The sequence below is a fragment of the Pseudomonas sp. TH32 genome (genome assembly GCF_016650855.1).
Taxonomy (GTDB): Bacteria; Pseudomonadota; Gammaproteobacteria; order Pseudomonadales; family Pseudomonadaceae; genus Aquipseudomonas.
Genome location: NZ_JAEKFA010000002.1, coordinates 4,796,364 through 4,813,768 on the forward strand (window position 1 = coordinate 4,796,364; position 17,405 = coordinate 4,813,768).

At 54.7% G+C, this 17,405-nt stretch carries 31 protein-coding genes; all 31 read right to left on the minus strand.

Features of this window, described 5'->3' with window-relative positions; all coding sequences use genetic code 11:
* Nucleotides 1–51: 51 nt before the first annotated feature.
* The gene (gene bfr, locus JFV30_RS25640; protein ID WP_003210048.1) at nucleotides 52–516 is read right to left on the minus strand and encodes a bacterioferritin; all 465 of its coding nucleotides are present in this window, start codon (nucleotides 514–516) and stop codon (nucleotides 52–54) included.
* 155 nt (nucleotides 517–671) lie between these two features.
* Nucleotides 672–2,120 (minus strand): catalase, encoded by a 1,449-nt coding sequence (locus tag JFV30_RS25645; RefSeq protein WP_201125490.1) that lies wholly within the window; start codon nucleotides 2,118–2,120, stop codon nucleotides 672–674.
* Nucleotides 2,121–2,368: 248 nt separating this feature from the next.
* Entirely contained in the window at nucleotides 2,369–2,755 is a 387-nt protein-coding gene (gene rplQ / locus JFV30_RS25650) for a 50S ribosomal protein L17 (RefSeq protein ID WP_003210053.1), read from the minus strand.
* A 41-nt stretch (nucleotides 2,756–2,796) separates the two neighbouring features.
* Nucleotides 2,797–3,798 (minus strand): DNA-directed RNA polymerase subunit alpha, encoded by a 1,002-nt coding sequence (locus JFV30_RS25655; RefSeq protein ID WP_003176403.1) that lies wholly within the window; start codon nucleotides 3,796–3,798, stop codon nucleotides 2,797–2,799.
* 22 nt (nucleotides 3,799–3,820) lie between these two features.
* Nucleotides 3,821–4,441: a 30S ribosomal protein S4 gene (gene rpsD / locus JFV30_RS25660; protein ID WP_003210056.1), complete on the minus strand. Its 621-nt coding sequence runs from the start codon at nucleotides 4,439–4,441 to the stop codon at nucleotides 3,821–3,823.
* A gap of 18 nt (nucleotides 4,442–4,459) precedes the next feature.
* Nucleotides 4,460–4,849 (minus strand): 30S ribosomal protein S11, encoded by a 390-nt coding sequence (gene rpsK / locus JFV30_RS25665; protein ID WP_002555466.1) that lies wholly within the window; start codon nucleotides 4,847–4,849, stop codon nucleotides 4,460–4,462.
* 30 nt (nucleotides 4,850–4,879) lie between these two features.
* Nucleotides 4,880–5,236: a 30S ribosomal protein S13 gene (gene rpsM, locus JFV30_RS25670; RefSeq protein ID WP_003210063.1), complete on the minus strand. Its 357-nt coding sequence runs from the start codon at nucleotides 5,234–5,236 to the stop codon at nucleotides 4,880–4,882.
* A gap of 129 nt (nucleotides 5,237–5,365) precedes the next feature.
* A complete protein-coding gene (gene rpmJ, locus JFV30_RS25675; RefSeq protein WP_002555468.1) occupies nucleotides 5,366–5,482 on the minus strand; it encodes a 50S ribosomal protein L36 in 117 nt (38 codons plus the stop codon).
* A gap of 27 nt (nucleotides 5,483–5,509) precedes the next feature.
* A complete protein-coding gene (gene secY / locus JFV30_RS25680; protein ID WP_003210064.1) occupies nucleotides 5,510–6,838 on the minus strand; it encodes a preprotein translocase subunit SecY in 1,329 nt (442 codons plus the stop codon).
* Nucleotides 6,839–7,276, minus strand: a complete 438-nt coding sequence (gene rplO / locus JFV30_RS25685; protein WP_003210066.1) for a 50S ribosomal protein L15 — start codon at nucleotides 7,274–7,276, stop codon at nucleotides 6,839–6,841.
* A 3-nt stretch (nucleotides 7,277–7,279) separates the two neighbouring features.
* A complete protein-coding gene (rpmD, locus tag JFV30_RS25690) occupies nucleotides 7,280–7,456 on the minus strand; it encodes a 50S ribosomal protein L30 (protein ID WP_003186033.1) in 177 nt (58 codons plus the stop codon).
* A gap of 2 nt (nucleotides 7,457–7,458) precedes the next feature.
* Nucleotides 7,459–7,959 carry a 30S ribosomal protein S5 gene (rpsE, locus tag JFV30_RS25695; protein WP_003186035.1) on the minus strand — a complete coding sequence of 167 codons (501 nt, stop codon included), beginning with the start codon at nucleotides 7,957–7,959 and terminating at the stop codon, nucleotides 7,459–7,461.
* 3 nt (nucleotides 7,960–7,962) lie between these two features.
* Entirely contained in the window at nucleotides 7,963–8,313 is a 351-nt protein-coding gene (gene rplR, locus JFV30_RS25700; RefSeq protein WP_003186037.1) for a 50S ribosomal protein L18, read from the minus strand.
* A 10-nt stretch (nucleotides 8,314–8,323) separates the two neighbouring features.
* Complete coding sequence (rplF, locus tag JFV30_RS25705) at nucleotides 8,324–8,857, minus strand: 50S ribosomal protein L6 (RefSeq protein ID WP_010174584.1); 534 nt, start codon at nucleotides 8,855–8,857, stop codon at nucleotides 8,324–8,326.
* Nucleotides 8,858–8,869: 12 nt separating this feature from the next.
* Nucleotides 8,870–9,262: a 30S ribosomal protein S8 gene (gene rpsH, locus JFV30_RS25710; protein WP_003186040.1), complete on the minus strand. Its 393-nt coding sequence runs from the start codon at nucleotides 9,260–9,262 to the stop codon at nucleotides 8,870–8,872.
* Between the two features lie 208 nt (nucleotides 9,263–9,470).
* Nucleotides 9,471–9,776 carry a 30S ribosomal protein S14 gene (gene rpsN, locus JFV30_RS25715; RefSeq protein WP_003176414.1) on the minus strand — a complete coding sequence of 102 codons (306 nt, stop codon included), beginning with the start codon at nucleotides 9,774–9,776 and terminating at the stop codon, nucleotides 9,471–9,473.
* A gap of 13 nt (nucleotides 9,777–9,789) precedes the next feature.
* Nucleotides 9,790–10,329 (minus strand): 50S ribosomal protein L5, encoded by a 540-nt coding sequence (gene rplE, locus JFV30_RS25720; protein WP_003210069.1) that lies wholly within the window; start codon nucleotides 10,327–10,329, stop codon nucleotides 9,790–9,792.
* Nucleotides 10,330–10,349: 20 nt separating this feature from the next.
* On the minus strand, nucleotides 10,350–10,664 hold the full coding sequence (gene rplX, locus JFV30_RS25725; protein ID WP_007896770.1) for a 50S ribosomal protein L24: 315 nt from the start codon (nucleotides 10,662–10,664) through the stop codon (nucleotides 10,350–10,352).
* Between the two features lie 11 nt (nucleotides 10,665–10,675).
* Nucleotides 10,676–11,044, minus strand: coding sequence for a 50S ribosomal protein L14 (gene rplN / locus JFV30_RS25730; RefSeq protein WP_002555479.1), 369 nt, complete (start codon nucleotides 11,042–11,044; stop codon nucleotides 10,676–10,678).
* 23 nt (nucleotides 11,045–11,067) lie between these two features.
* Nucleotides 11,068–11,334 (minus strand): 30S ribosomal protein S17, encoded by a 267-nt coding sequence (rpsQ, locus tag JFV30_RS25735; RefSeq protein WP_003176419.1) that lies wholly within the window; start codon nucleotides 11,332–11,334, stop codon nucleotides 11,068–11,070.
* 2 nt (nucleotides 11,335–11,336) lie between these two features.
* A complete protein-coding gene (rpmC, locus tag JFV30_RS25740; RefSeq protein ID WP_002555481.1) occupies nucleotides 11,337–11,528 on the minus strand; it encodes a 50S ribosomal protein L29 in 192 nt (63 codons plus the stop codon).
* Nucleotides 11,528–11,941, minus strand: coding sequence for a 50S ribosomal protein L16 (rplP, locus tag JFV30_RS25745; protein WP_003210075.1), 414 nt, complete (start codon nucleotides 11,939–11,941; stop codon nucleotides 11,528–11,530). Before rplP ends, rpmC begins: the two co-directional genes overlap by 1 nt.
* Nucleotides 11,942–11,953: 12 nt before the next feature.
* The gene (rpsC, locus tag JFV30_RS25750) at nucleotides 11,954–12,640 is read right to left on the minus strand and encodes a 30S ribosomal protein S3 (protein WP_003176422.1); all 687 of its coding nucleotides are present in this window, start codon (nucleotides 12,638–12,640) and stop codon (nucleotides 11,954–11,956) included.
* 13 nt (nucleotides 12,641–12,653) lie between these two features.
* Nucleotides 12,654–12,986 carry a 50S ribosomal protein L22 gene (gene rplV, locus JFV30_RS25755; RefSeq protein ID WP_003210077.1) on the minus strand — a complete coding sequence of 111 codons (333 nt, stop codon included), beginning with the start codon at nucleotides 12,984–12,986 and terminating at the stop codon, nucleotides 12,654–12,656.
* 13 nt (nucleotides 12,987–12,999) lie between these two features.
* Nucleotides 13,000–13,275, minus strand: a complete 276-nt coding sequence (gene rpsS / locus JFV30_RS25760) for a 30S ribosomal protein S19 (RefSeq protein WP_002555486.1) — start codon at nucleotides 13,273–13,275, stop codon at nucleotides 13,000–13,002.
* A 16-nt stretch (nucleotides 13,276–13,291) separates the two neighbouring features.
* Nucleotides 13,292–14,116, minus strand: a complete 825-nt coding sequence (gene rplB / locus JFV30_RS25765; RefSeq protein WP_003210080.1) for a 50S ribosomal protein L2 — start codon at nucleotides 14,114–14,116, stop codon at nucleotides 13,292–13,294.
* A gap of 14 nt (nucleotides 14,117–14,130) precedes the next feature.
* Entirely contained in the window at nucleotides 14,131–14,430 is a 300-nt protein-coding gene (rplW, locus tag JFV30_RS25770; RefSeq protein WP_002555488.1) for a 50S ribosomal protein L23, read from the minus strand.
* Nucleotides 14,427–15,029: a 50S ribosomal protein L4 gene (gene rplD, locus JFV30_RS25775; protein ID WP_003210082.1), complete on the minus strand. Its 603-nt coding sequence runs from the start codon at nucleotides 15,027–15,029 to the stop codon at nucleotides 14,427–14,429. The genes rplW and rplD overlap by 4 nt, the downstream gene beginning before the upstream one ends.
* Nucleotides 15,030–15,041: 12 nt before the next feature.
* Nucleotides 15,042–15,677: a 50S ribosomal protein L3 gene (gene rplC, locus JFV30_RS25780; RefSeq protein WP_003194649.1), complete on the minus strand. Its 636-nt coding sequence runs from the start codon at nucleotides 15,675–15,677 to the stop codon at nucleotides 15,042–15,044.
* An 81-nt stretch (nucleotides 15,678–15,758) separates the two neighbouring features.
* Nucleotides 15,759–16,070 carry a 30S ribosomal protein S10 gene (rpsJ, locus tag JFV30_RS25785; RefSeq protein WP_003210084.1) on the minus strand — a complete coding sequence of 104 codons (312 nt, stop codon included), beginning with the start codon at nucleotides 16,068–16,070 and terminating at the stop codon, nucleotides 15,759–15,761.
* A gap of 141 nt (nucleotides 16,071–16,211) precedes the next feature.
* A complete protein-coding gene (gene tuf, locus JFV30_RS25790; protein WP_003210085.1) occupies nucleotides 16,212–17,405 on the minus strand; it encodes an elongation factor Tu in 1,194 nt (397 codons plus the stop codon).

Genomic DNA, 17,405 nt, shown 5'->3' on the forward strand with positions numbered 1-17,405 from the left:
AAAGCCCCTGTCACCGTGTAAGTGACAGGGGCTTTTTTGTAGCCGGGAGAATCAGAACTGCGATTGCAGGTAGTTCTCCAGGCCAATCAACTTGATCAGGCCCAACTGCTTTTCCAGCCAGTAAGTGTGATCTTCTTCGGTGTCATTCAACTGCACCCGCAGGATTTCCCGCGTGACGTAGTCGTTGTGCTGCTCGCAGAGCTCAATGCCCTTGCAGAGCGCGGCACGGACCTTGTACTCAAGGCGCAAGTCGCTGGCGAGCATCTCAGGCACCGTGGTGCCGGTGTCCAGGTCGTCGGGACGCATACGTGGCGTGCCTTCGAGCATCAGGATACGGCGCATCAGTGCGTCGGCGTGCTGTGCCTCTTCTTCCATTTCATGGTTGATACGCTCGTAGAGCTCAGTAAAGCCCCAGTCTTCGTACATCCGCGAGTGAATGAAATATTGGTCACGAGCAGCCAGTTCGCCCGTCAGCAACGTGTTGAGGTAATCGATTACGTCGGGGTGACCTTGCATCGCCCTACATCTCCCTGCTTGAAAGTCTGTAGTTTGAACCATGATGACCCGGAGGTCACGGGACCAACGGCAGAAAAGTGAAGATTTCCGGTGAAAAGTAGCTGAAATAACGCAAAAACCGCCCAAATGAGGGCGGTTCTGCTTATCGTTTAGAGTTAGTTAAGCGATACACCCAGTGCAGATGCGATCCCTTCTCCATAAGCAGGATCTGCCTTGAAGAAGTACTGCAACTGGCGCTGAACCACGTCGCTGGAAACACCCGCCATGGCGCCGGCGATGTTGTTGATCAGCAGGGCTTTCTGCTCATCGTTCATCAGGCGGAACAGCGCACCCGCGTGGCTGTAGTAGTCGGTGTCTTCGCGGTGATCGTAACGGTCTGCCGCGCCGTTCAGGGCCAACGCCGGCTCGGCATACTGCGGAGCCTGCTTCGGTGCATCGGCGTAGCTGTTTGGCTCGTAGTTGGGAGCCGCGCCGCCATTGCTGCCAAATGCCATCGAACCATCGCGCTGGTAGCTGTTAACCGGGCTGCGTGGCGCGTTCACCGGCAGGTGCTGGTGGTTGGTGCCTACACGGTAGCGGTGGGCATCCGCGTAAGCGAACACACGACCTTGCAGCATACGGTCTGGCGACAAGCCAACACCTGGGACCATGTTGCTTGGACCGAACGCAGCTTGCTCAACTTCAGCAAAGTAGTTCTGCGGGTTGCGGTTCAGTTCCAGTTCACCGACTTCGATCAGCGGGAACTCTTTCTGCGACCAGGTTTTGGTCACGTCGAACGGGTTTTCGTAGTGAGCGTTGGCCTGGGCTTCAGTCATGATCTGGATGCACACGCGCCATTTCGGGAAATCACCGCGTTCGATTGCCCCAAACAGGTCACGTTGGGCGTAATCAGGGTCGGTACCCGCCAGGCGTGCGGCGTCAGCAGGCGCCAGATTTTTGATGCCTTGCTTGGTCTTGTAGTGCCACTTCACCCAGTGACGCTCACCGCGGGCGTTGATCAGGCTGTAGGTGTGGCTGCCAAAGCCGTGCATGTGACGGTAGCCGTCGGGGATGCCACGGTCCGAAAACAGGATAGTGACCTGATGCAGCGCCTCAGGGGAATGCGACCAGAAGTCCCACATCATCTGTGCACTTTTCAGGTTGCTTTGCGGCAGGCGCTTTTGGGTGTGGATGAAGTCCGGGAATTTAAGTGGATCACGGATGAAGAACACCGGGGTGTTGTTGCCCACGATGTCCCAGTTGCCTTCTTCGGTGTAAAACTTCAAGGCGAAACCACGCGGGTCGCGCTCGGTATCAGCCGAGCCGCGCTCGCCACCTACGGTAGAGAAACGCAGGAACGTCGGCGTTTGTTTGCCCACGGCCTCAAACAGCTTGGCACTGGTGTACTGAGTAATGTCTTGGGTGACGGTGAAAGTACCGTAAGCACCCGAACCTTTTGCGTGGACACGACGCTCAGGGATGTTTTCACGGTTGAAGTGGGCGAGCTTCTCGATCAGGTGAAAATCGTCGAGCAGCAATGGACCGCGCGGGCCGGCGGAGCGGGAGTTCTGGTTATCGGCAACGGGAGCACCGCTGGCGGTAGTAAGGGTTTTATTCTGGCTCATGCTCAATCTTCCTCAGGTCAGACTCGAAACTGCCGGCTAATCGGCTTGGAGGGAGTATTGACCAGGAAGGTGACACCTTCAAATTCATTAAATCATGAGCTTCGATAGAATTTAACTAACGAACTATCCAAGCGGATAGCTAAAAGCGACTTAATGAGTCGAATGCGCTGTTGCTGAGGTGCTTCCAGTTTTACAGCGCGCACAAAAAACCGGGCACTGGGCCCGGTTCTTCGTTACAGACTGACGTCTTACTCAGCGGATACAGCTTCACCGCCAACTGGACGATCGATCAGCTCAACGTACGCCATAGGCGCGTTGTCACCAGCGCGGAAACCGCACTTGAGGATGCGCAGGTAGCCACCCTCACGGGTAGCGTAACGCTTGCCCAGGTCGTTGAAGAGCTTACCAACGATAGCTTTCGAACGAGTACGGTCGAAAGCCAGACGGCGGTTAGCCAGGCTGTCTGTCTTGGCCAAAGTAATCAGCGGCTCAGCAACGCGACGCAGTTCTTTAGCTTTCGGCAGTGTAGTTTTGATCAGCTCGTGCTCGAACAGCGACACCGCCATGTTCTGGAACATAGCCTTACGGTGCGAGCTGGTACGGCTCAGGTGACGACCACTTTTACGATGACGCATGGTTCATTCCTTACCAAACTCACGTTCGGTGATTACGACGATCAGGCAGTCGCCTTGTCGTCCTTCTTAAGACTTGCAGGCGGCCAGTTGTCGAGGCGCATGCCGAGGGACAGACCGCGGGAGGCCAGAACGTCCTTGATTTCAGTCAAGGATTTCTTGCCCAGGTTCGGAGTCTTCAACAGTTCTACTTCGGTGCGCTGAATCAGATCGCCGATGTAGTAAATGTTTTCCGCCTTAAGGCAGTTAGCCGAACGTACAGTCAGTTCCAGATCGTCAACCGGGCGAAGCAGGATCGGATCGATCTCGTCTTCCTGCTCGATTACCACTGGTTCGCTGTCACCCTTGAGGTCGACGAACGCAGCCAACTGCTGTTGCAGAATGGTTGCAGCGCGGCGGATAGCCTCTTCAGGATCCAGAGTACCGTTGGTTTCCAGATCAATAACCAGCTTGTCCAGGTTAGTACGCTGTTCGACACGGGCGTTTTCCACCACGTATGCGATACGGCGAACCGGGCTGAACGAAGAGTCAAGCTGCAAGCGACCAATGCTGCGGCTTTCGTCTTCATCGCTCTGACGCGAGTCGGCCGGTTCATAACCACGACCACGAGCTACGGTGAGCTTCATGTTCAGGGCGCCGTTAGACGCCAGGTTAGCGATTACGTGATCGGGATTAACGATCTCGACATCATGATCCAGCTGAATATCGGCAGCGGTAACCACCCCCGAACCCTTCTTCGACAAGGTCAGCGTAACTTCGTCACGGCCGTGCAGCTTGATAGCCAGACCTTTAAGGTTCAACAGGATTTCAATTACGTCTTCCTGTACACCTTCGATGGCGCTGTACTCGTGGAGCACACCGTCAATCTCGGCCTCGACTACTGCACAGCCGGGCATTGAGGACAACAGGATGCGGCGCAGCGCGTTGCCCAGGGTGTGGCCAAAACCACGCTCGAGAGGCTCGAGAGTGATCTTGGCGCGGGTTGGACTGACAACCTGCACATCAATGTGACGGGGTGTCAGGAACTCATTTACCGAAATCTGCATGGATGCACCTATTTTCTAGCCCTTACTTGGAGTAGAGCTCGACAATCAGGCTTTCGTTGATGTCGGCGGACAGATCACTGCGAGCAGGAACGTTCTTGAAAACGCCCGACTTCTTCTCAGTGTCTACTTCTACCCATTCTACGCGGCCACGTTGGGCACACAGATCGAGAGCTTGGACAATGCGAAGTTGATTTTTTGCTTTCTCGCGAATCGCGACCACGTCACCAGCACGAACCTGGTACGACGGGACGTTAACGGTTTGGCCGTTTACGCTGACGGATTTGTGCGATACCAGCTGACGGGATTCGGCACGAGTCGAACCAAAGCCCATACGGTATACAACGTTGTCCAGACGGCATTCGAGCAGTTGCAGCAGGTTTTCACCGGTTGCACCTTTCTTGCCAGCAGCTTCTTTGTAGTAGCCGCTGAACTGACGCTCGAGAACGCCGTAGATACGACGGACCTTCTGCTTTTCACGCAGTTGGGTGCCGTAATCGGACTGGCGACCGCGGCGTTGGCCGTGGATACCAGGTGCTGCTTCAATGTTGCACTTCGATTCGATCGCGCGCACGCCGCTCTTCAGAAAGAGATCGGTGCCTTCACGACGAGCGAGTTTGCATTTTGGACCAATGTAACGAGCCATTCTTTACAATCTCCTGGATTACACGCGGCGCTTCTTCGGCGGACGGCACCCGTTGTGCGGGATTGGCGTCACGTCGGTGATGCTGGCGATCTTATAGCCACAGCCGTTCAATGCACGGACAGCAGACTCACGACCTGGACCTGGACCTTTGACGTTAACGTCGAGGTTTTTCAGGCCATATTCCAGCGCAGCTTGACCAGCACGTTCAGCAGCTACTTGAGCAGCAAACGGGGTGGACTTGCGGGAACCGCGGAAACCCGAACCACCGGAGGTAGCCCAAGAAAGCGCGTTACCTTGACGGTCGGTGATGGTCACGATTGTGTTGTTAAAAGATGCATGGATGTGGGCGATGCCATCAACCACTGTCTTTTTAACTTTTTTACGAGGACGAGCAGCAGGTTTTGCCATGATTAATTTCCTGTCGATTCGCGTGGGCGATTACTTGCGGATCGGCTTACGCGGACCTTTACGGGTACGCGCGTTAGTCTTGGTACGCTGACCGCGTACTGGAAGACCACGACGATGACGCAGACCACGGTAGCAACCGAGGTCCATCAAACGCTTGATTTTCATGTTGATTTCGCGACGCAGGTCACCTTCAGTGGTGAACTTCGCCACTTCGCCACGCAACAGCTCAATCTGCTCGTCGCTCAGATCTTTGATCTTTGCGGCTGGGTTTACCCCAGTATCTGCACAAATTTTCTGCGCAGTAGTGCGACCAACACCATAGATGTAGGTCAGCGAGATAACAGTGTGCTTGTTATCTGGAATGTTAACGCCTGCAATACGGGCCATTCAGTGGGACTCCAATTGACAGCTACCTACGCCCCGGAAGCCAAGAAATAGGGCGCGAGATAATATCGCTGTAATAACAAATAATCAACCCGGCAGCGCACTAGCTGCCGGGCTTCAAGCGGATCACACTCAGCCTTGGCGCTGTTTGTGACGCGGTTCCGCGCTGCAAATTACTCGAACAACACCTTCGCGGCGAATAATCTTGCAGTTACGGCACAGCTTTTTCACCGATGCACGAACTTTCATCACCAACTCCTCGAACCTTATGGGTACTCAGCGCAACATGCCGCTGCCGTAACCCTTCAGGTTGGCTTTCTTCATCAGGGATTCGTACTGGTGCGAAACGAGGTGCGATTGTACTTGGGACATGAAGTCCATCACAACCACGACGACGATCAGCAACGAGGTCCCGCCAAGGTAGAACGGAACGTTTGCTGCAACCACCAGGAACTGGGGCAACAAGCACACGGCCGTCATATATAGAGCACCGAACATGGTCAAGCGAGTCAAAACGCCATCAATGTAGCGCGCCGACTGCTCACCTGGACGAATGCCCGGAATAAAGGCACCGGACTTCTTCAGGTTTTCCGCTACGTCTTTCGGATTGAACATCAACGCCGTATAGAAGAAGCAGAAGAAAATAATCCCTGCACTAAACAGCAGAATATTCAACGGCTGACCAGGAGCGATCGACTGCGAGATGTCCTGCAACCAGCCCATACCTTCAGACTGACCGAACCAGGCACCCAACGAAGCCGGAAACAGCAAAATGCTGCTCGCGAAAATGGCAGGAATAACCCCGGCCATGTTCACTTTCAGCGGCAAGTGGCTGGTCTGCGCGGCAAAGACCTTGCGGCCCTGCTGACGCTTGGCGTAGTGAACAGCAATACGACGCTGGCCACGCTCAATGAACACCACAAAACCGATAATCGCTACTGCCAACAAACCGATGGCAACCAGGGCGAAGATATTGATATCACCCTGACGTGCAGACTCGAAAGACTGCCCAATCGCTCTCGGAAGACCGGCAACGATACCTGCGAAAATCAACATCGAGATACCGTTACCAACACCACGCTCAGTAATCTGCTCACCCAGCCACATCATGAACATCGCACCAGCCACAAAAGTGGATACCGCGACGAAATGGAAGCCAAAGTCACCAGTGAACGCAACACCCTGCCCGGCCAGGCCAACGGACATGCCGATAGCCTGGACCAGGGCGAGGATGACAGTGCCGTAGCGGGTGTACTGGCTTATCTTGCGACGGCCAGCTTCACCTTCCTTCTTCAACTGCTCCAACTGCGGGCTAACGGCGGTCATCAGTTGCATGATGATCGATGCCGAGATGTACGGCATGATCCCCAGTGCAAAGATGCTCATCCGTTCCAGCGCGCCGCCGGAAAACATGTTGAACAAGCTAAGAATGGTCCCCTCATTCTGTCGAAACAGGTCTGCGAGTCGGTCCGGGTTGATACCTGGAACCGGGATGTGTGCGCCTATTCGGTAGACGATAATCGCCAGGAACAGAAAACGCAGACGAGCCCAAAGTTCAGACATACCGCCTTTGCCGAGCGCTGAGAGAGCACCTTGCTTAGCCATTTATTCCTCGAACTTGCCGCCAGCTGCTTCGATAGCCGAACGCGCACCTTTGGTGGCGCCGATTCCCTTGCCGATAGTGACAGCGCGAGTCACTTCACCGGACAGCATGATTTTCACACGCTGTACGTTGACGTTGATCACGTTGGCATCTTTCAGGGTCTGCACGGTAACGATGTCGCCTTCCACTTTGGCCAGCTCGGACAGACGCACTTCTGCGCGGTCCATGGCTTTCAGGGAAACGAAACCGAACTTCGGCAGGCGACGATGCAGCGGCTGTTGACCGCCTTCAAAGCCTGGAGCGATGGTGCCACCGGAGCGGGAGGACTGACCTTTGTGGCCACGGCCACCGGTCTTGCCCAAACCACTACCGATACCACGGCCCGGACGATGCTTTTCGCGACGGGAACCCGGCGCTGGACTCAGATCATTGAGTTTCATCGATTAACCCTCGACACGCAGCATGTAGTAAGCCTTGTTGATCATCCCGCGATTCTCGGGAGTATCAAGTACTTCTACAGTGTGACCGATGCGACGCAGACCCAAACCCTTAACGCACAATTTGTGGTTAGGGATGCGGCCGGTCATGCTTTTGATCAGCGTTACTTTAACGGTAGCCATGATCAGAAGATCTCCTTGACGCTTTTGCCACGCTTGGCGGCAATGGATTCAGGAGACTGCATTGCTTTCAAACCCTTGAAAGTGGCGTGAACCACGTTTACCGGGTTAGTCGAGCCGTAGCACTTGGCCAGAACGTTCTGAACGCCAGCAACTTCGAGGACAGCACGCATAGCGCCGCCAGCGATGATACCGGTACCTTCAGAAGCAGGCTGCATGTACACCTTCGAAGCGCCATGAGCGGACTTCATTGCGTACTGCAGAGTGGTGCCGTTCAGATCAACTTGGATCATGTTGCGACGAGCAGCTTCCATTGCCTTCTGGATCGCAGCAGGCACTTCACGTGACTTGCCACGGCCGAAGCCAACGCGCCCTTTACCATCACCCACCACGGTCAACGCGGTGAAAGTGAAGATACGGCCGCCTTTAACGGTTTTGGCTACGCGGTTAACTTGAACCAGCTTCTCAATGTAGCCTTCGTCGCGCTTTTGGTCGTTATTTGACATAACTTAGAACTCCAGCCCAGCTTCACGAGCAGCATCAGCCAGCGCTTTCACGCGACCGTGGTACTTGAAGCCAGAGCGGTCGAAAGCCACTTGCGAGACGCCAGCGGCCTTAGCACGCGTAGCGACCAGCTGGCCAACCTTAGTGGCCGCGTCGATGTTGCCAGTGGCACCATCACGCAGTTCTTTATCCAAAGTCGAGGCGCTTGCCAGGACTTTGTTGCCGTCGGCCGAGATGACCTGGGCGTAGATGTGCTGCGACGAGCGGAACACGCAGAGACGCACGACTTCGAGTTCGTGCATTTTCAGGCGTGCTTTGCGAGCGCGACGCAGTCGAGTAACTTTTTTGTCGGTCATTTGCTATGCCCTACTTCTTCTTGGCTTCTTTACGACGGACGACTTCGTCCGCGTAGCGCACACCTTTGCCTTTGTACGGCTCTGGTGGACGGAAGTCGCGGATCTCAGCGGCCACCTGACCTACCAGCTGCTTATCGATACCCTTGATCAGGATGTCGGTTTGGCTAGGGGTCTCAGCGGTGATGCCTTCCGGCAGTTCGTAATCCACTGGGTGCGAGAAGCCAAGGGCCAGGTTCAGAACCGTGCCTTTTGCTTGCGCTTTGTAACCAACACCGACCAGCTGGAGCTTACGCTCGAAGCCTTGGCTTACGCCTTGGACCATGTTGTTTACCAACGCACGAGTGGTACCGGCCATTGCGCGAGTTTGTTGATCGCCATTGCGAGCAGCAAAACGCAGCTCACCAGCTTCTTCAACGACCTCAACGGACGAATGGATGTTCAGTTCCAGAGTGCCCTTGGCACCCTTCACCGAAAGCTGGCCACCTGCGAATTTGACTTCGACACCGGCTGGCAGCTTAACGGGGTTCTTAGCGACGCGTGACATGCTTATCCCCCCTTAGAACACTGTGCAAAGAACTTCGCCGCCGACACCGGCAGCGCGCGCAGCACGATCCGTCATCACACCTTTGTTGGTGGAGACGATAGACACACCGAGACCGCCACGAACTTTTGGCAGATCATCGACGGACTTGTACTGACGCAGGCCTGGACGGCTAACGCGCTTCACTTCCTCGATGACCGGACGGCCTTCGAAGTACTTCAGCTCGATGGACAGCAGTGGCTTGATTTCGCTGCTGATCTGATAACCCGCAATGTAGCCTTCGTCTTTCAGGACTTTGGCAACAGCAACCTTCAACGTGGAAGATGGCATGCTTACGACGGACTTTTCAGCCATCTGGGCATTACGGATACGAGTTAGCATGTCCGCTAACGGGTCCTGCATACTCATGGGCTAGACGCTCCTAATACAAAAAAATTAGCCTTGCGGCTACATATGTCACCGAGAATCTCCGAGCATAAAACACACGGGCTCAGGCGAGCCGCGTATTTTAGACACACTCCGGAAATGAAACAAGCCCCAAAAGGGGCTTGTTCCAGATTCTAGGCCACCGGTGGTCAGTATCTTGCGATCCTGACCACTGCGACTTCGAAAGTACTTACCAGCTGGCTTTAACCAGACCTGGTACGTCACCACGCATTGCCGCTTCACGCAGCTTGTTACGGCCGAGGCCGAACTTGCGGTAAACGCCGTGTGGACGACCGGTCAGGCGGCAGCGGTTACGCATGCGCGAAGCGCTTGCGTCACGTGGCTGCTTCTGCAGAGCAACTGTAGCTTCCCAACGCGCTTCTGGACTTGCGTTCAGATCAACGATGATTGCTTTCAGTGCTGCACGCTTCTTGGCGTACTTGGCAACCGTGAGCTGACGCTTCAGCTCGCGGTTTTTCATGCTCATCTTGGCCATGGTCCTACTCCAATCAGTTGCGGAACGGGAATTTGAACGCACGCAGCAGAGCGCGGCCTTCATCATCGTTCTTGGCAGTGGTGGTCAGGGTGATGTCCAGACCGCGGAGAGCATCGATCTTGTCGTAGTCGATTTCCGGGAAGATGATCTGCTCTTTAACGCCCATGCTGTAGTTACCACGACCATCGAAGGACTTGGCATTCAGGCCGCGGAAGTCGCGAACCCGAGGCAGGGAGATCGACAGCAGACGATCCAGGAATTCGTACATACGCTCACGGCGCAGAGTCACTTTGACGCCGATCGGCCAACCTTCACGGACTTTAAAGCCAGCGATGGATTTGCGAGCGTAGGTCACAACGACTTTTTGGCCGGTGATCTTTTCCAGGTCAGCAACAGCGTGCTCGATGACTTTTTTGTCGCCGATCGCTTCGCCCAGACCCATGTTCAGGGTGATTTTGGTAACGCGCGGAACTTCCATCACGTTCGAAAGCTTAAGTTCTTCCTTAAGTTTCGGTGCGATTTCCTTCCGGTAAATCTCTTTTAGTCGTGCCATGGTCTTCTACCTAGCAGTGTTCAAGCATCAACCGCTTTTTGGGTCGACTTGAAGACACGAATTTTCTTACCGTCTTCTACTTTGAAACCAACGCGGTCAGCCTTGTTGGTTTCGCCGTTGAAGATGGCGACGTTAGAAGCGTGCAGTGGCGCTTCTTTCTCGACGATACCGCCTTGTACGCCCGACATCGGGTTAGGCTTGGTATGACGCTTGACCAGGTTCAGACCACCAACGACCAGACGGTCATCAGCAAGAACCTTCAGCACCTTACCGCGCTTACCTTTGTCTTTGCCGGCGATCACGATGATCTCGTCGTCACGACGAATCTTTTGCATGTCGGATCTCCTTACAGCACTTCTGGGGCGAGCGAGACGATCTTCATGAACTTCTCAGTACGAAGTTCACGGGTCACTGGCCCAAAGATACGGGTGCCGATCGGCTCTTGCTTGTTGTTCAGAAGAACAGCAGCGTTGCCATCAAAGCGGATAATGGAGCCATCTGCACGGCGTACGCCGTGACGAGTGCGGACTACAACAGCAGTCATCACTTGGCCTTTTTTCACTTTACCGCGAGGAATTGCTTCCTTCACGGTAACTTTGATGATGTCACCGATACCAGCGTAACGACGATGGGAGCCACCCAGCACCTTGATGCACATAACGCGGCGTGCGCCGCTGTTATCGGCCACATCGAGCATGGATTGAGTCTGAATCATATAATTTCTCCGACCCCTAGTCCTTAGACTTCCACAGCGCGTTCGAGAACATCAACCAGGGCCCAAGACTTGGTCTTGGCCAACGGACGAGTTTCACGAATAGTGACTTTGTCGCCGATGTGGCACTGGTTGGTTTCGTCGTGCGCGTGCAGCTTAGTCGAACGCTTAACGTATTTACCGTAGATCGGGTGCTTAACGCGACGCTCGATCAAAACGGTGATGGTTTTGTCCATCTTGTCGCTGACAACACGGCCAGTCAGCGTACGGACAGTCTTTTCGGCTTCAGCCATGATCACTTACCTGCCTGCTGGTTGAGCACAGTCTTCACGCGAGCGATGTCACGCTTAACTTGCGAGAGCAGATGAGACTGCCCCAACTGGCCAGTTGCTTTCTGCATACGCAGATTGAACTGGTCGCGCAGCAGGCCGAGCAGTTGCTCGTTCAGCTGCTGTGCGGATTTTTCACGAAGTTCATTCGCTTTCATCACATCACCGTCCGTTTAACAAAGGAGGTGGCGAGCGGCAGCTTTGCAGCAGCCAGGGCGAAAGCCTCACGCGCCAGCTCTTCAGTAACACCCTCGATTTCATACAGGACTTTGCCTGGCTGAATCTGGGCAACCCAATACTCCACGTTACCCTTACCTTTACCCATCCGAACTTCGAGGGGCTTTTTGGAGATAGGCTTGTCCGGGAATACACGGATCCAGATCTTGCCGCCACGTTTAACGTGACGGGTCAGAGCACGACGCGCTGACTCGATCTGACGAGCGGTGAGACGACCACGAGCTACAGACTTCAGCGCATACTCGCCGAAGCTGACTTTGCTACCGCGCTGAGCCAGACCACGGTTGTGGCCTGTCATCTGCTTGCGGAACTTCGTACGCTTTGGTTGCAACATTTGGCGTACCCCTTACTTAGCAGCTTTTTTACGAGGCGCTGGTGCTTGTGGTTTCAGTTCTTCTTGGCGACCACCAATTACTTCGCCTTTGAAGATCCAAACCTTTACACCGATCACACCGTAAGTGGTGTGAGCTTCGTAGTTGGCATAGTCGATGTCGGCACGCAGGGTGTGCAGTGGCACACGACCTTCGCGATACCATTCAGTACGTGCGATTTCAGCACCGCCGAGACGACCGCTCACTTGGATTTTGATGCCTTTGGCACCAATGCGCATGGCGTTCTGTACTGCGCGCTTCATAGCGCGACGGAACATTACACGACGCTCCAGCTGCTGAGCTACGCTCTGCGCAACCAGCATACCGTCGAGCTCCGGCTTGCGGATCTCTTCGATATTGATGTGCACAGGCACACCCATTTGCTTGGTCAGGTCCTGACGCAGTTTCTCAACATCTTCACCTTTCTTCCCGATAACGATACCTGGACGAGCGGTGTGGATGGTGATACGTGCAGTTTGAGCAGGACGATGGATATCGATACGGCTCACGGACGCGCTTTTTAGTTTGTCTTGGAGATACTCACGCACCTTCAGATCAGCGAACAAGTAGTCCGCATAAGTCCGACCGTCTGCGTACCAGACGGAGGTGTGCTCCTTGACGATTCCCAGGCGAATGCCAATGGGATGTACTTTCTGACCCATCTCTTCGACTCCGTTACTTGTCAGCAACCTTGACAGTGATATGGCAAGACCGCTTGACGATGCGATCAGCTCGGCCTTTGGCACGAGGCATGATGCGCTTCAGCGAACGCCCTTCGTTGACGAAAACGGTGCTGACCTTCAGGTCATCAACGTCTGCGCCTTCGTTGTGCTCGGCGTTGGCTACGGCCGACTCCAGCACTTTCTTGATGATCTCGGCGGCTTTCTTACTGCTGAAAGCCAACAGGTTGAGCGCTTCGCCCACCTTCTTCCCGCGGATCTGGTCGGCGACCAAGCGGGCTTTCTGGGCGGAGATTCGAGCGCCCGACAACTTAGCGGCTACTTCCATCGTTCCTTACCCCTTAACGCTTGGCTTTCTTGTCTGCCACGTGCCCACGATATGTGCGGGTACCGGCAAACTCGCCTAGTTTGTGGCCGACCATGTCTTCGTTCACGAGAACTGGAACATGTTGACGACCGTTATGCACTGCAATGGTCAAACCGACCATTTGTGGCAGGATCATCGAACGACGCGACCAGGTTTTCACCGGTTTGCGATCGTTCTTTTCCGCCGCCACTTCGATCTTCTTCAGTAGGTGAAGATCAATAAAAGGACCTTTTTTCAGAGAACGTGGCACTGTCGTATCCCTCTATTTACTTGCGACGACGGACGATCATTTTGTCGGTACGCTTATTACCACGAGTCTTCGCGCCCTTAGTCGGGAAGCCCCATGGCGATACCGGATGACGACCACCAGAGGTACGACCTTCACCACCACCGTGTGGGTGGTCAACCGGGTTCATGGCAACACCACGAACGGTTGGGCGAACGCCACGCCAGCGTTTGGCACCAGCTTTACCCAGCGAACGCAGGCTGTGCTCGGAGTTCGAGACTTCGCCCAGGGTCGCACGGCACTCAGCCAGTACTTTACGCATTTCACCAGAGCGCAGACGCAGGGTCACGTAGACACCTTCACGAGCGATCAGCTGAGCCGAAGCACCAGCGGAACGAGCGATTTGCGCGCCTTTACCCGGCTTCAATTCGATGCCGTGTACGGTGCTACCAACTGGAATGTTGCGCAGTTGCAGAGCGTTGCCCGGCTTGATCGGCGCCAAAGCACCTGCGATCAGCTGGTCACCAGCACTCACGCCTTTAGGGGCGATGATGTAGCGACGCTCGCCATCTGCGTACAGCAGCAGAGCAATGTGAGCAGTACGGTTTGGATCGTATTCGATACGCTCGACAGTGGCAGCGATGCCATCTTTGTCGTTGCGACGGAAGTCGACCAGACGATAATGCTGCTTATGGCCACCACCGATGTGACGAGTGGTAATACGACCATTGTTGTTACGACCACCAGTCTTCGATTTCTTCTCGAGCAGCGGTGCGTGAGGAGCGCCTTTATGCAGCTCCTGGTTGACCACCTTGACCACAAAACGGCGGCCAGGGGAAGTCGGTTTGCATTTAACGATTGCCATGATGCACCCCTTCCTTACTCAGCACTGCTGCTGAAATCGAGATCTTGGCCTGGCTGAAGGGAGATAACTGCCTTCTTCCAGTCATTACGCTTGCCCAGACCGCGAGCAGTGCGCTTGCTCTTACCCAGAACATTCAGGGTAGTAACACGCTCTACTTTCACGCTGAACAGGCTTTCGACGGCCTTCTTGATTTCCAGCTTGGTTGCGTCAGTTGCAACCTTGAAAACGAACTGGCCTTTCTTGTCAGCCAGAACCGTAGCCTTTTCGGAAACGTGCGGGCCAAGCAGAACTTTAAATACGCGTTCCTGGTTCATCCCAGCAGCTCCTCGAATTTCTTCACGGCCGACACGGTGATCAACACCTTGTCGTATGCGATCAGACTAACTGGATCGGAACCTTGCACGTCACGTACATCAACGTGTGGCAGGTTGCGAGCAGCCAGGTACAGGTTCTGATCAACAGCTTCAGACACGATCAGGACGTCAGTCAGGCCCATGCCGTTCAGCTTGTTCAGCAGATCTTTGGTTTTCGGCGCTTCAACAGCGAAGTCCTGAACCACGACCAGACGATCAGTACGCACGAGTTCAGCAAGGATGGAGCGCAGTGCTGCGCGATACATCTTCTTGTTGAGCTTCTGGGTGTGATCCTGTGGACGTGCTGCGAAAGTGGTACCGCCGCCACGCCAGATTGGGCTACGGATAGTACCGGCACGAGCGCGGCCAGTACCTTTCTGACGCCAAGGGCGCTTACCGCCACCACGAACGTCGGAACGGGTCTTTTGCTGCTTGCTACCTTGACGGCCGCCGGCCATGTAGGCCACGACTGCTTGGTGAACCAGCGTCTCGTTGAATTCGCCGCCAAATGTCAGTTCGGAAACTTCGATCGCTTGAGCGTCATTTACATTTAATTGCATGTCAGCTTCCCCTTAACCGCGAGCCTTGGCCGCTGGACGTACAACCAGGTTGCCGCCAGTAGCGCCAGGAACAGCACCCTTGACCAACAACAGATTGCGTTCAGCGTCGACGCGCACTACTTCGAGGGACTGCACGGTCACGCGCTCAGCGCCCATATGACCGGACATTTTTTTGCCCTTGAATACACGACCAGGAGTCTGGCACTGGCCAATAGAGCCCGGGACGCGGTGGGAAACGGAGTTACCGTGAGTGTTGTCTTGGCCACGGAAATTCCAACGCTTGATCGTACCCTGGAAGCCTTTACCCTTGGACTGACCGGTTACATCAACCAGTTGACCAGCGGCGAAGATTTCAGCGTTGATCAGATCGCCAGCCTGGTAGTCACCGTCTTCAAGACGGAACTCCATAACAGTGCGACCAGCTGCAACGTTTGCTTTAGCGAAGTGACCTGCTTGAGCAGCAGTCACGCGCGAAGCACGACGCTCGCCGACAGTGACTTGCACTGCACGATAGCCATCGGTTTCTTCAGTTTTAAACTGGGTGACGCGATTCGGTTCGATCTCAATGACCGTGACCGGAATGGAGACACCTTCTTCGGTGAAAATACGGGTCATACCGCATTTACGACCGACTACACCAATAGTCATGTTGTAAACCTCATGAGTGTACGGGGCTTTCACCCGCTATGGCCGCCCATTTCAGAGCGTTACACGACTAAGACCCAAGTCTTAGCCGAGGCTGATCTGTACTTCCACACCGGCCGCCAGATCAAGCTTCATAAGTGCATCAACGGTTTTATCCGTTGGCAGGACGATGTCCAGCACGCGCTTATGAGTACGGATCTCGTACTGGTCACGCGCGTCTTTGTTGACGTGCGGGGAGACCAGAACGGTGAACCGCTCTTTACGGGTAGGCAGTGGAATTGGACCACGCACTTGAGCACCAGTACGTTTCGCGGTTTCCACGATTTCCTGGGTGGATTGGTCGATCAGTTTGTGGTCAAAAGCCTTCAACCTGATACGAATTTGCTGATTTGCCATTGGATTTCAGACTCCGGCTGCTATTCCCAGCGAGCGCAACACGCCCGTTAAAAGGAGGCGCAATTCTATAGACGCCCCATATGGGTGTCAACTCAATAAAAAAGCCCCCGCTGAGCGGGGGCTTTTTCAAGTCATCACTTATTAAGCGATGATTTTGGCTACGACGCCAGCGCCGACGGTACGACCGCCTTCACGGATAGCGAAACGCAGACCATCTTCCATTGCGATGGTTTTGATCAGGGTGACAACCATTTTGATGTTGTCGCCTGGCATTACCATTTCAACGCCTTCCGGCAGTTCGCAGTTACCGGTCACGTCAGTGGTCCGGAAGTAGAACTGTGGACGGTAGCCTTTGAAGAACGGAGTGTGACGGCCGCCTTCTTCTTTGCTCAACACGTACACTTCAGCTTCGAAGGTAGTGTGCGGCTTAACCGAACCTGGCTTGACCAGAACCTGGCCACGCTCAACGTCGTCACGCTTGGTACCACGCAGCAGAACGCCGCAGTTCTCGCCTGCACGACCTTCGTCGAGCAGTTTACGGAACATTTCAACACCGGTGCAGGTGGTGACGGTAGTGTCACGCAGACCAACGATTTCCAGTGGATCTTGAACCTTAACGATACCGCGCTCGATACGACCAGTCACAACAGTACCGCGACCGGAGATCGAGAATACGTCTTCGATTGGCATCAGGAACGGCTTGTCGATAACACGAACTGGGTCTGGGATGTAGCTATCCAGAGTCTCAACCAGTTTACGAACGGCAGTGGTGCCCATTTCGTTGTCGTCAAGACCGTCCAGAGCCATACGAGCAGAACCGATGATGATCGGAGTGTCGTCGCCCGGGAAGTCGTAAGTGCTCAGCAGATCGCGCACTTCCATCTCAACCAGTTCCAGCAGCTCAGCGTCGTCTACCAGGTCAGCCTTGTTCAGGAAAACCACGATGTACGGAACGCCTACCTGACGGGACAGCAGGATGTGTTCACGGGTTTGTGGCATCGGACCATCAGCGGCCGAGCAAACCAGGATCGCGCCGTCCATCTGGGCAGCACCGGTGATCATGTTCTTCACGTAGTCAGCGTGACCTGGGCAGTCAACGTGAGCGTAGTGACGGATCAGCGAGTTGTATTCAACGTGCGCGGTGTTGATGGTGATACCACGAGCTTTTTCTTCTGGTGCGCTGTCGATCTTGTCGAAGTCAACACGAGCCGAACCGAAAACTTCGGAGCAGACGCGAGTCAGAGCAGCGGTCAGAGTGGTTTTACCGTGGTCAACGTGGCCGATAGTGCCAACGTTTACGTGCGGTAGGGAACGATCAAATTTTTCTTTAGCCAC

Coding starts and splice junctions, on each gene's coding strand:
- rpsH (WP_003186040.1), bottom strand. CDS start 9,262: ATGAGTATGCAGGACCCGTTAGCGGACATGCTAACTCGTATCCGTAAT.
- rplC (WP_003194649.1), bottom strand. CDS start 15,677: ATGACTATTGGTGTAGTCGGTCGTAAATGCGGTATGACCCGTATTTTC.
- secY (WP_003210064.1), bottom strand. CDS start 6,838: ATGGCTAAGCAAGGTGCTCTCTCAGCGCTCGGCAAAGGCGGTATGTCT.
- rplW (WP_002555488.1), bottom strand. CDS start 14,430: ATGAACCAGGAACGCGTATTTAAAGTTCTGCTTGGCCCGCACGTTTCC.
- rplR (WP_003186037.1), bottom strand. CDS start 8,313: ATGACCGACAAAAAAGTTACTCGACTGCGTCGCGCTCGCAAAGCACGC.
- rpsN (WP_003176414.1), bottom strand. CDS start 9,776: ATGGCCAAGATGAGCATGAAAAACCGCGAGCTGAAGCGTCAGCTCACG.
- rpsQ (WP_003176419.1), bottom strand. CDS start 11,334: ATGGCTGAAGCCGAAAAGACTGTCCGTACGCTGACTGGCCGTGTTGTC.
- rpsJ (WP_003210084.1), bottom strand. CDS start 16,070: ATGGCAAATCAGCAAATTCGTATCAGGTTGAAGGCTTTTGACCACAAA.
- rpmJ (WP_002555468.1), bottom strand. CDS start 5,482: ATGAAAGTTCGTGCATCGGTGAAAAAGCTGTGCCGTAACTGCAAGATT.
- rpsK (WP_002555466.1), bottom strand. CDS start 4,849: ATGGCAAAACCTGCTGCTCGTCCTCGTAAAAAAGTTAAAAAGACAGTG.
- rplX (WP_007896770.1), bottom strand. CDS start 10,664: ATGCAAAAGATTCGTCGTGACGACGAGATCATCGTGATCGCCGGCAAA.
- rplO (WP_003210066.1), bottom strand. CDS start 7,276: ATGAAACTCAATGATCTGAGTCCAGCGCCGGGTTCCCGTCGCGAAAAG.
- rplQ (WP_003210053.1), bottom strand. CDS start 2,755: ATGCGTCATCGTAAAAGTGGTCGTCACCTGAGCCGTACCAGCTCGCAC.
- rplB (WP_003210080.1), bottom strand. CDS start 14,116: ATGGCAATCGTTAAATGCAAACCGACTTCCCCTGGCCGCCGTTTTGTG.
- rpsD (WP_003210056.1), bottom strand. CDS start 4,441: ATGGCTCGTTACATTGGTCCAAAATGCAAACTCGCTCGTCGTGAAGGC.
- rpsC (WP_003176422.1), bottom strand. CDS start 12,640: ATGGGTCAGAAAGTACATCCCATTGGCATTCGCCTGGGAATCGTCAAG.
- rplE (WP_003210069.1), bottom strand. CDS start 10,329: ATGGCACGACTAAAAGAGATTTACCGGAAGGAAATCGCACCGAAACTT.
- rpmD (WP_003186033.1), bottom strand. CDS start 7,456: ATGGCTACCGTTAAAGTAACGCTGATCAAAAGCATGACCGGCCGCATC.
- rpsE (WP_003186035.1), bottom strand. CDS start 7,959: ATGTCAAATAACGACCAAAAGCGCGACGAAGGCTACATTGAGAAGCTG.
- rplD (WP_003210082.1), bottom strand. CDS start 15,029: ATGCAATTAAATGTAAATGACGCTCAAGCGATCGAAGTTTCCGAACTG.
- JFV30_RS25645 (WP_201125490.1), bottom strand. CDS start 2,120: ATGAGCCAGAATAAAACCCTTACTACCGCCAGCGGTGCTCCCGTTGCC.
- rplN (WP_002555479.1), bottom strand. CDS start 11,044: ATGATTCAGACTCAATCCATGCTCGATGTGGCCGATAACAGCGGCGCA.
- rplV (WP_003210077.1), bottom strand. CDS start 12,986: ATGGAAGTAGCCGCTAAGTTGTCGGGCGCTCGAATCTCCGCCCAGAAA.
- rplF (WP_010174584.1), bottom strand. CDS start 8,857: ATGTCACGCGTCGCTAAGAACCCCGTTAAGCTGCCAGCCGGTGTCGAA.
- JFV30_RS25655 (WP_003176403.1), bottom strand. CDS start 3,798: ATGCAGATTTCGGTAAATGAGTTCCTGACACCCCGTCACATTGATGTG.
- bfr (WP_003210048.1), bottom strand. CDS start 516: ATGCAAGGTCACCCCGACGTAATCGATTACCTCAACACGTTGCTGACG.
- rplP (WP_003210075.1), bottom strand. CDS start 11,941: ATGTTGCAACCAAAGCGTACGAAGTTCCGCAAGCAGATGACAGGCCAC.
- rpmC (WP_002555481.1), bottom strand. CDS start 11,528: ATGAAAGCGAATGAACTTCGTGAAAAATCCGCACAGCAGCTGAACGAG.
- rpsM (WP_003210063.1), bottom strand. CDS start 5,236: ATGGCCCGTATTGCAGGCGTTAACATTCCAGATAACAAGCACACTGTT.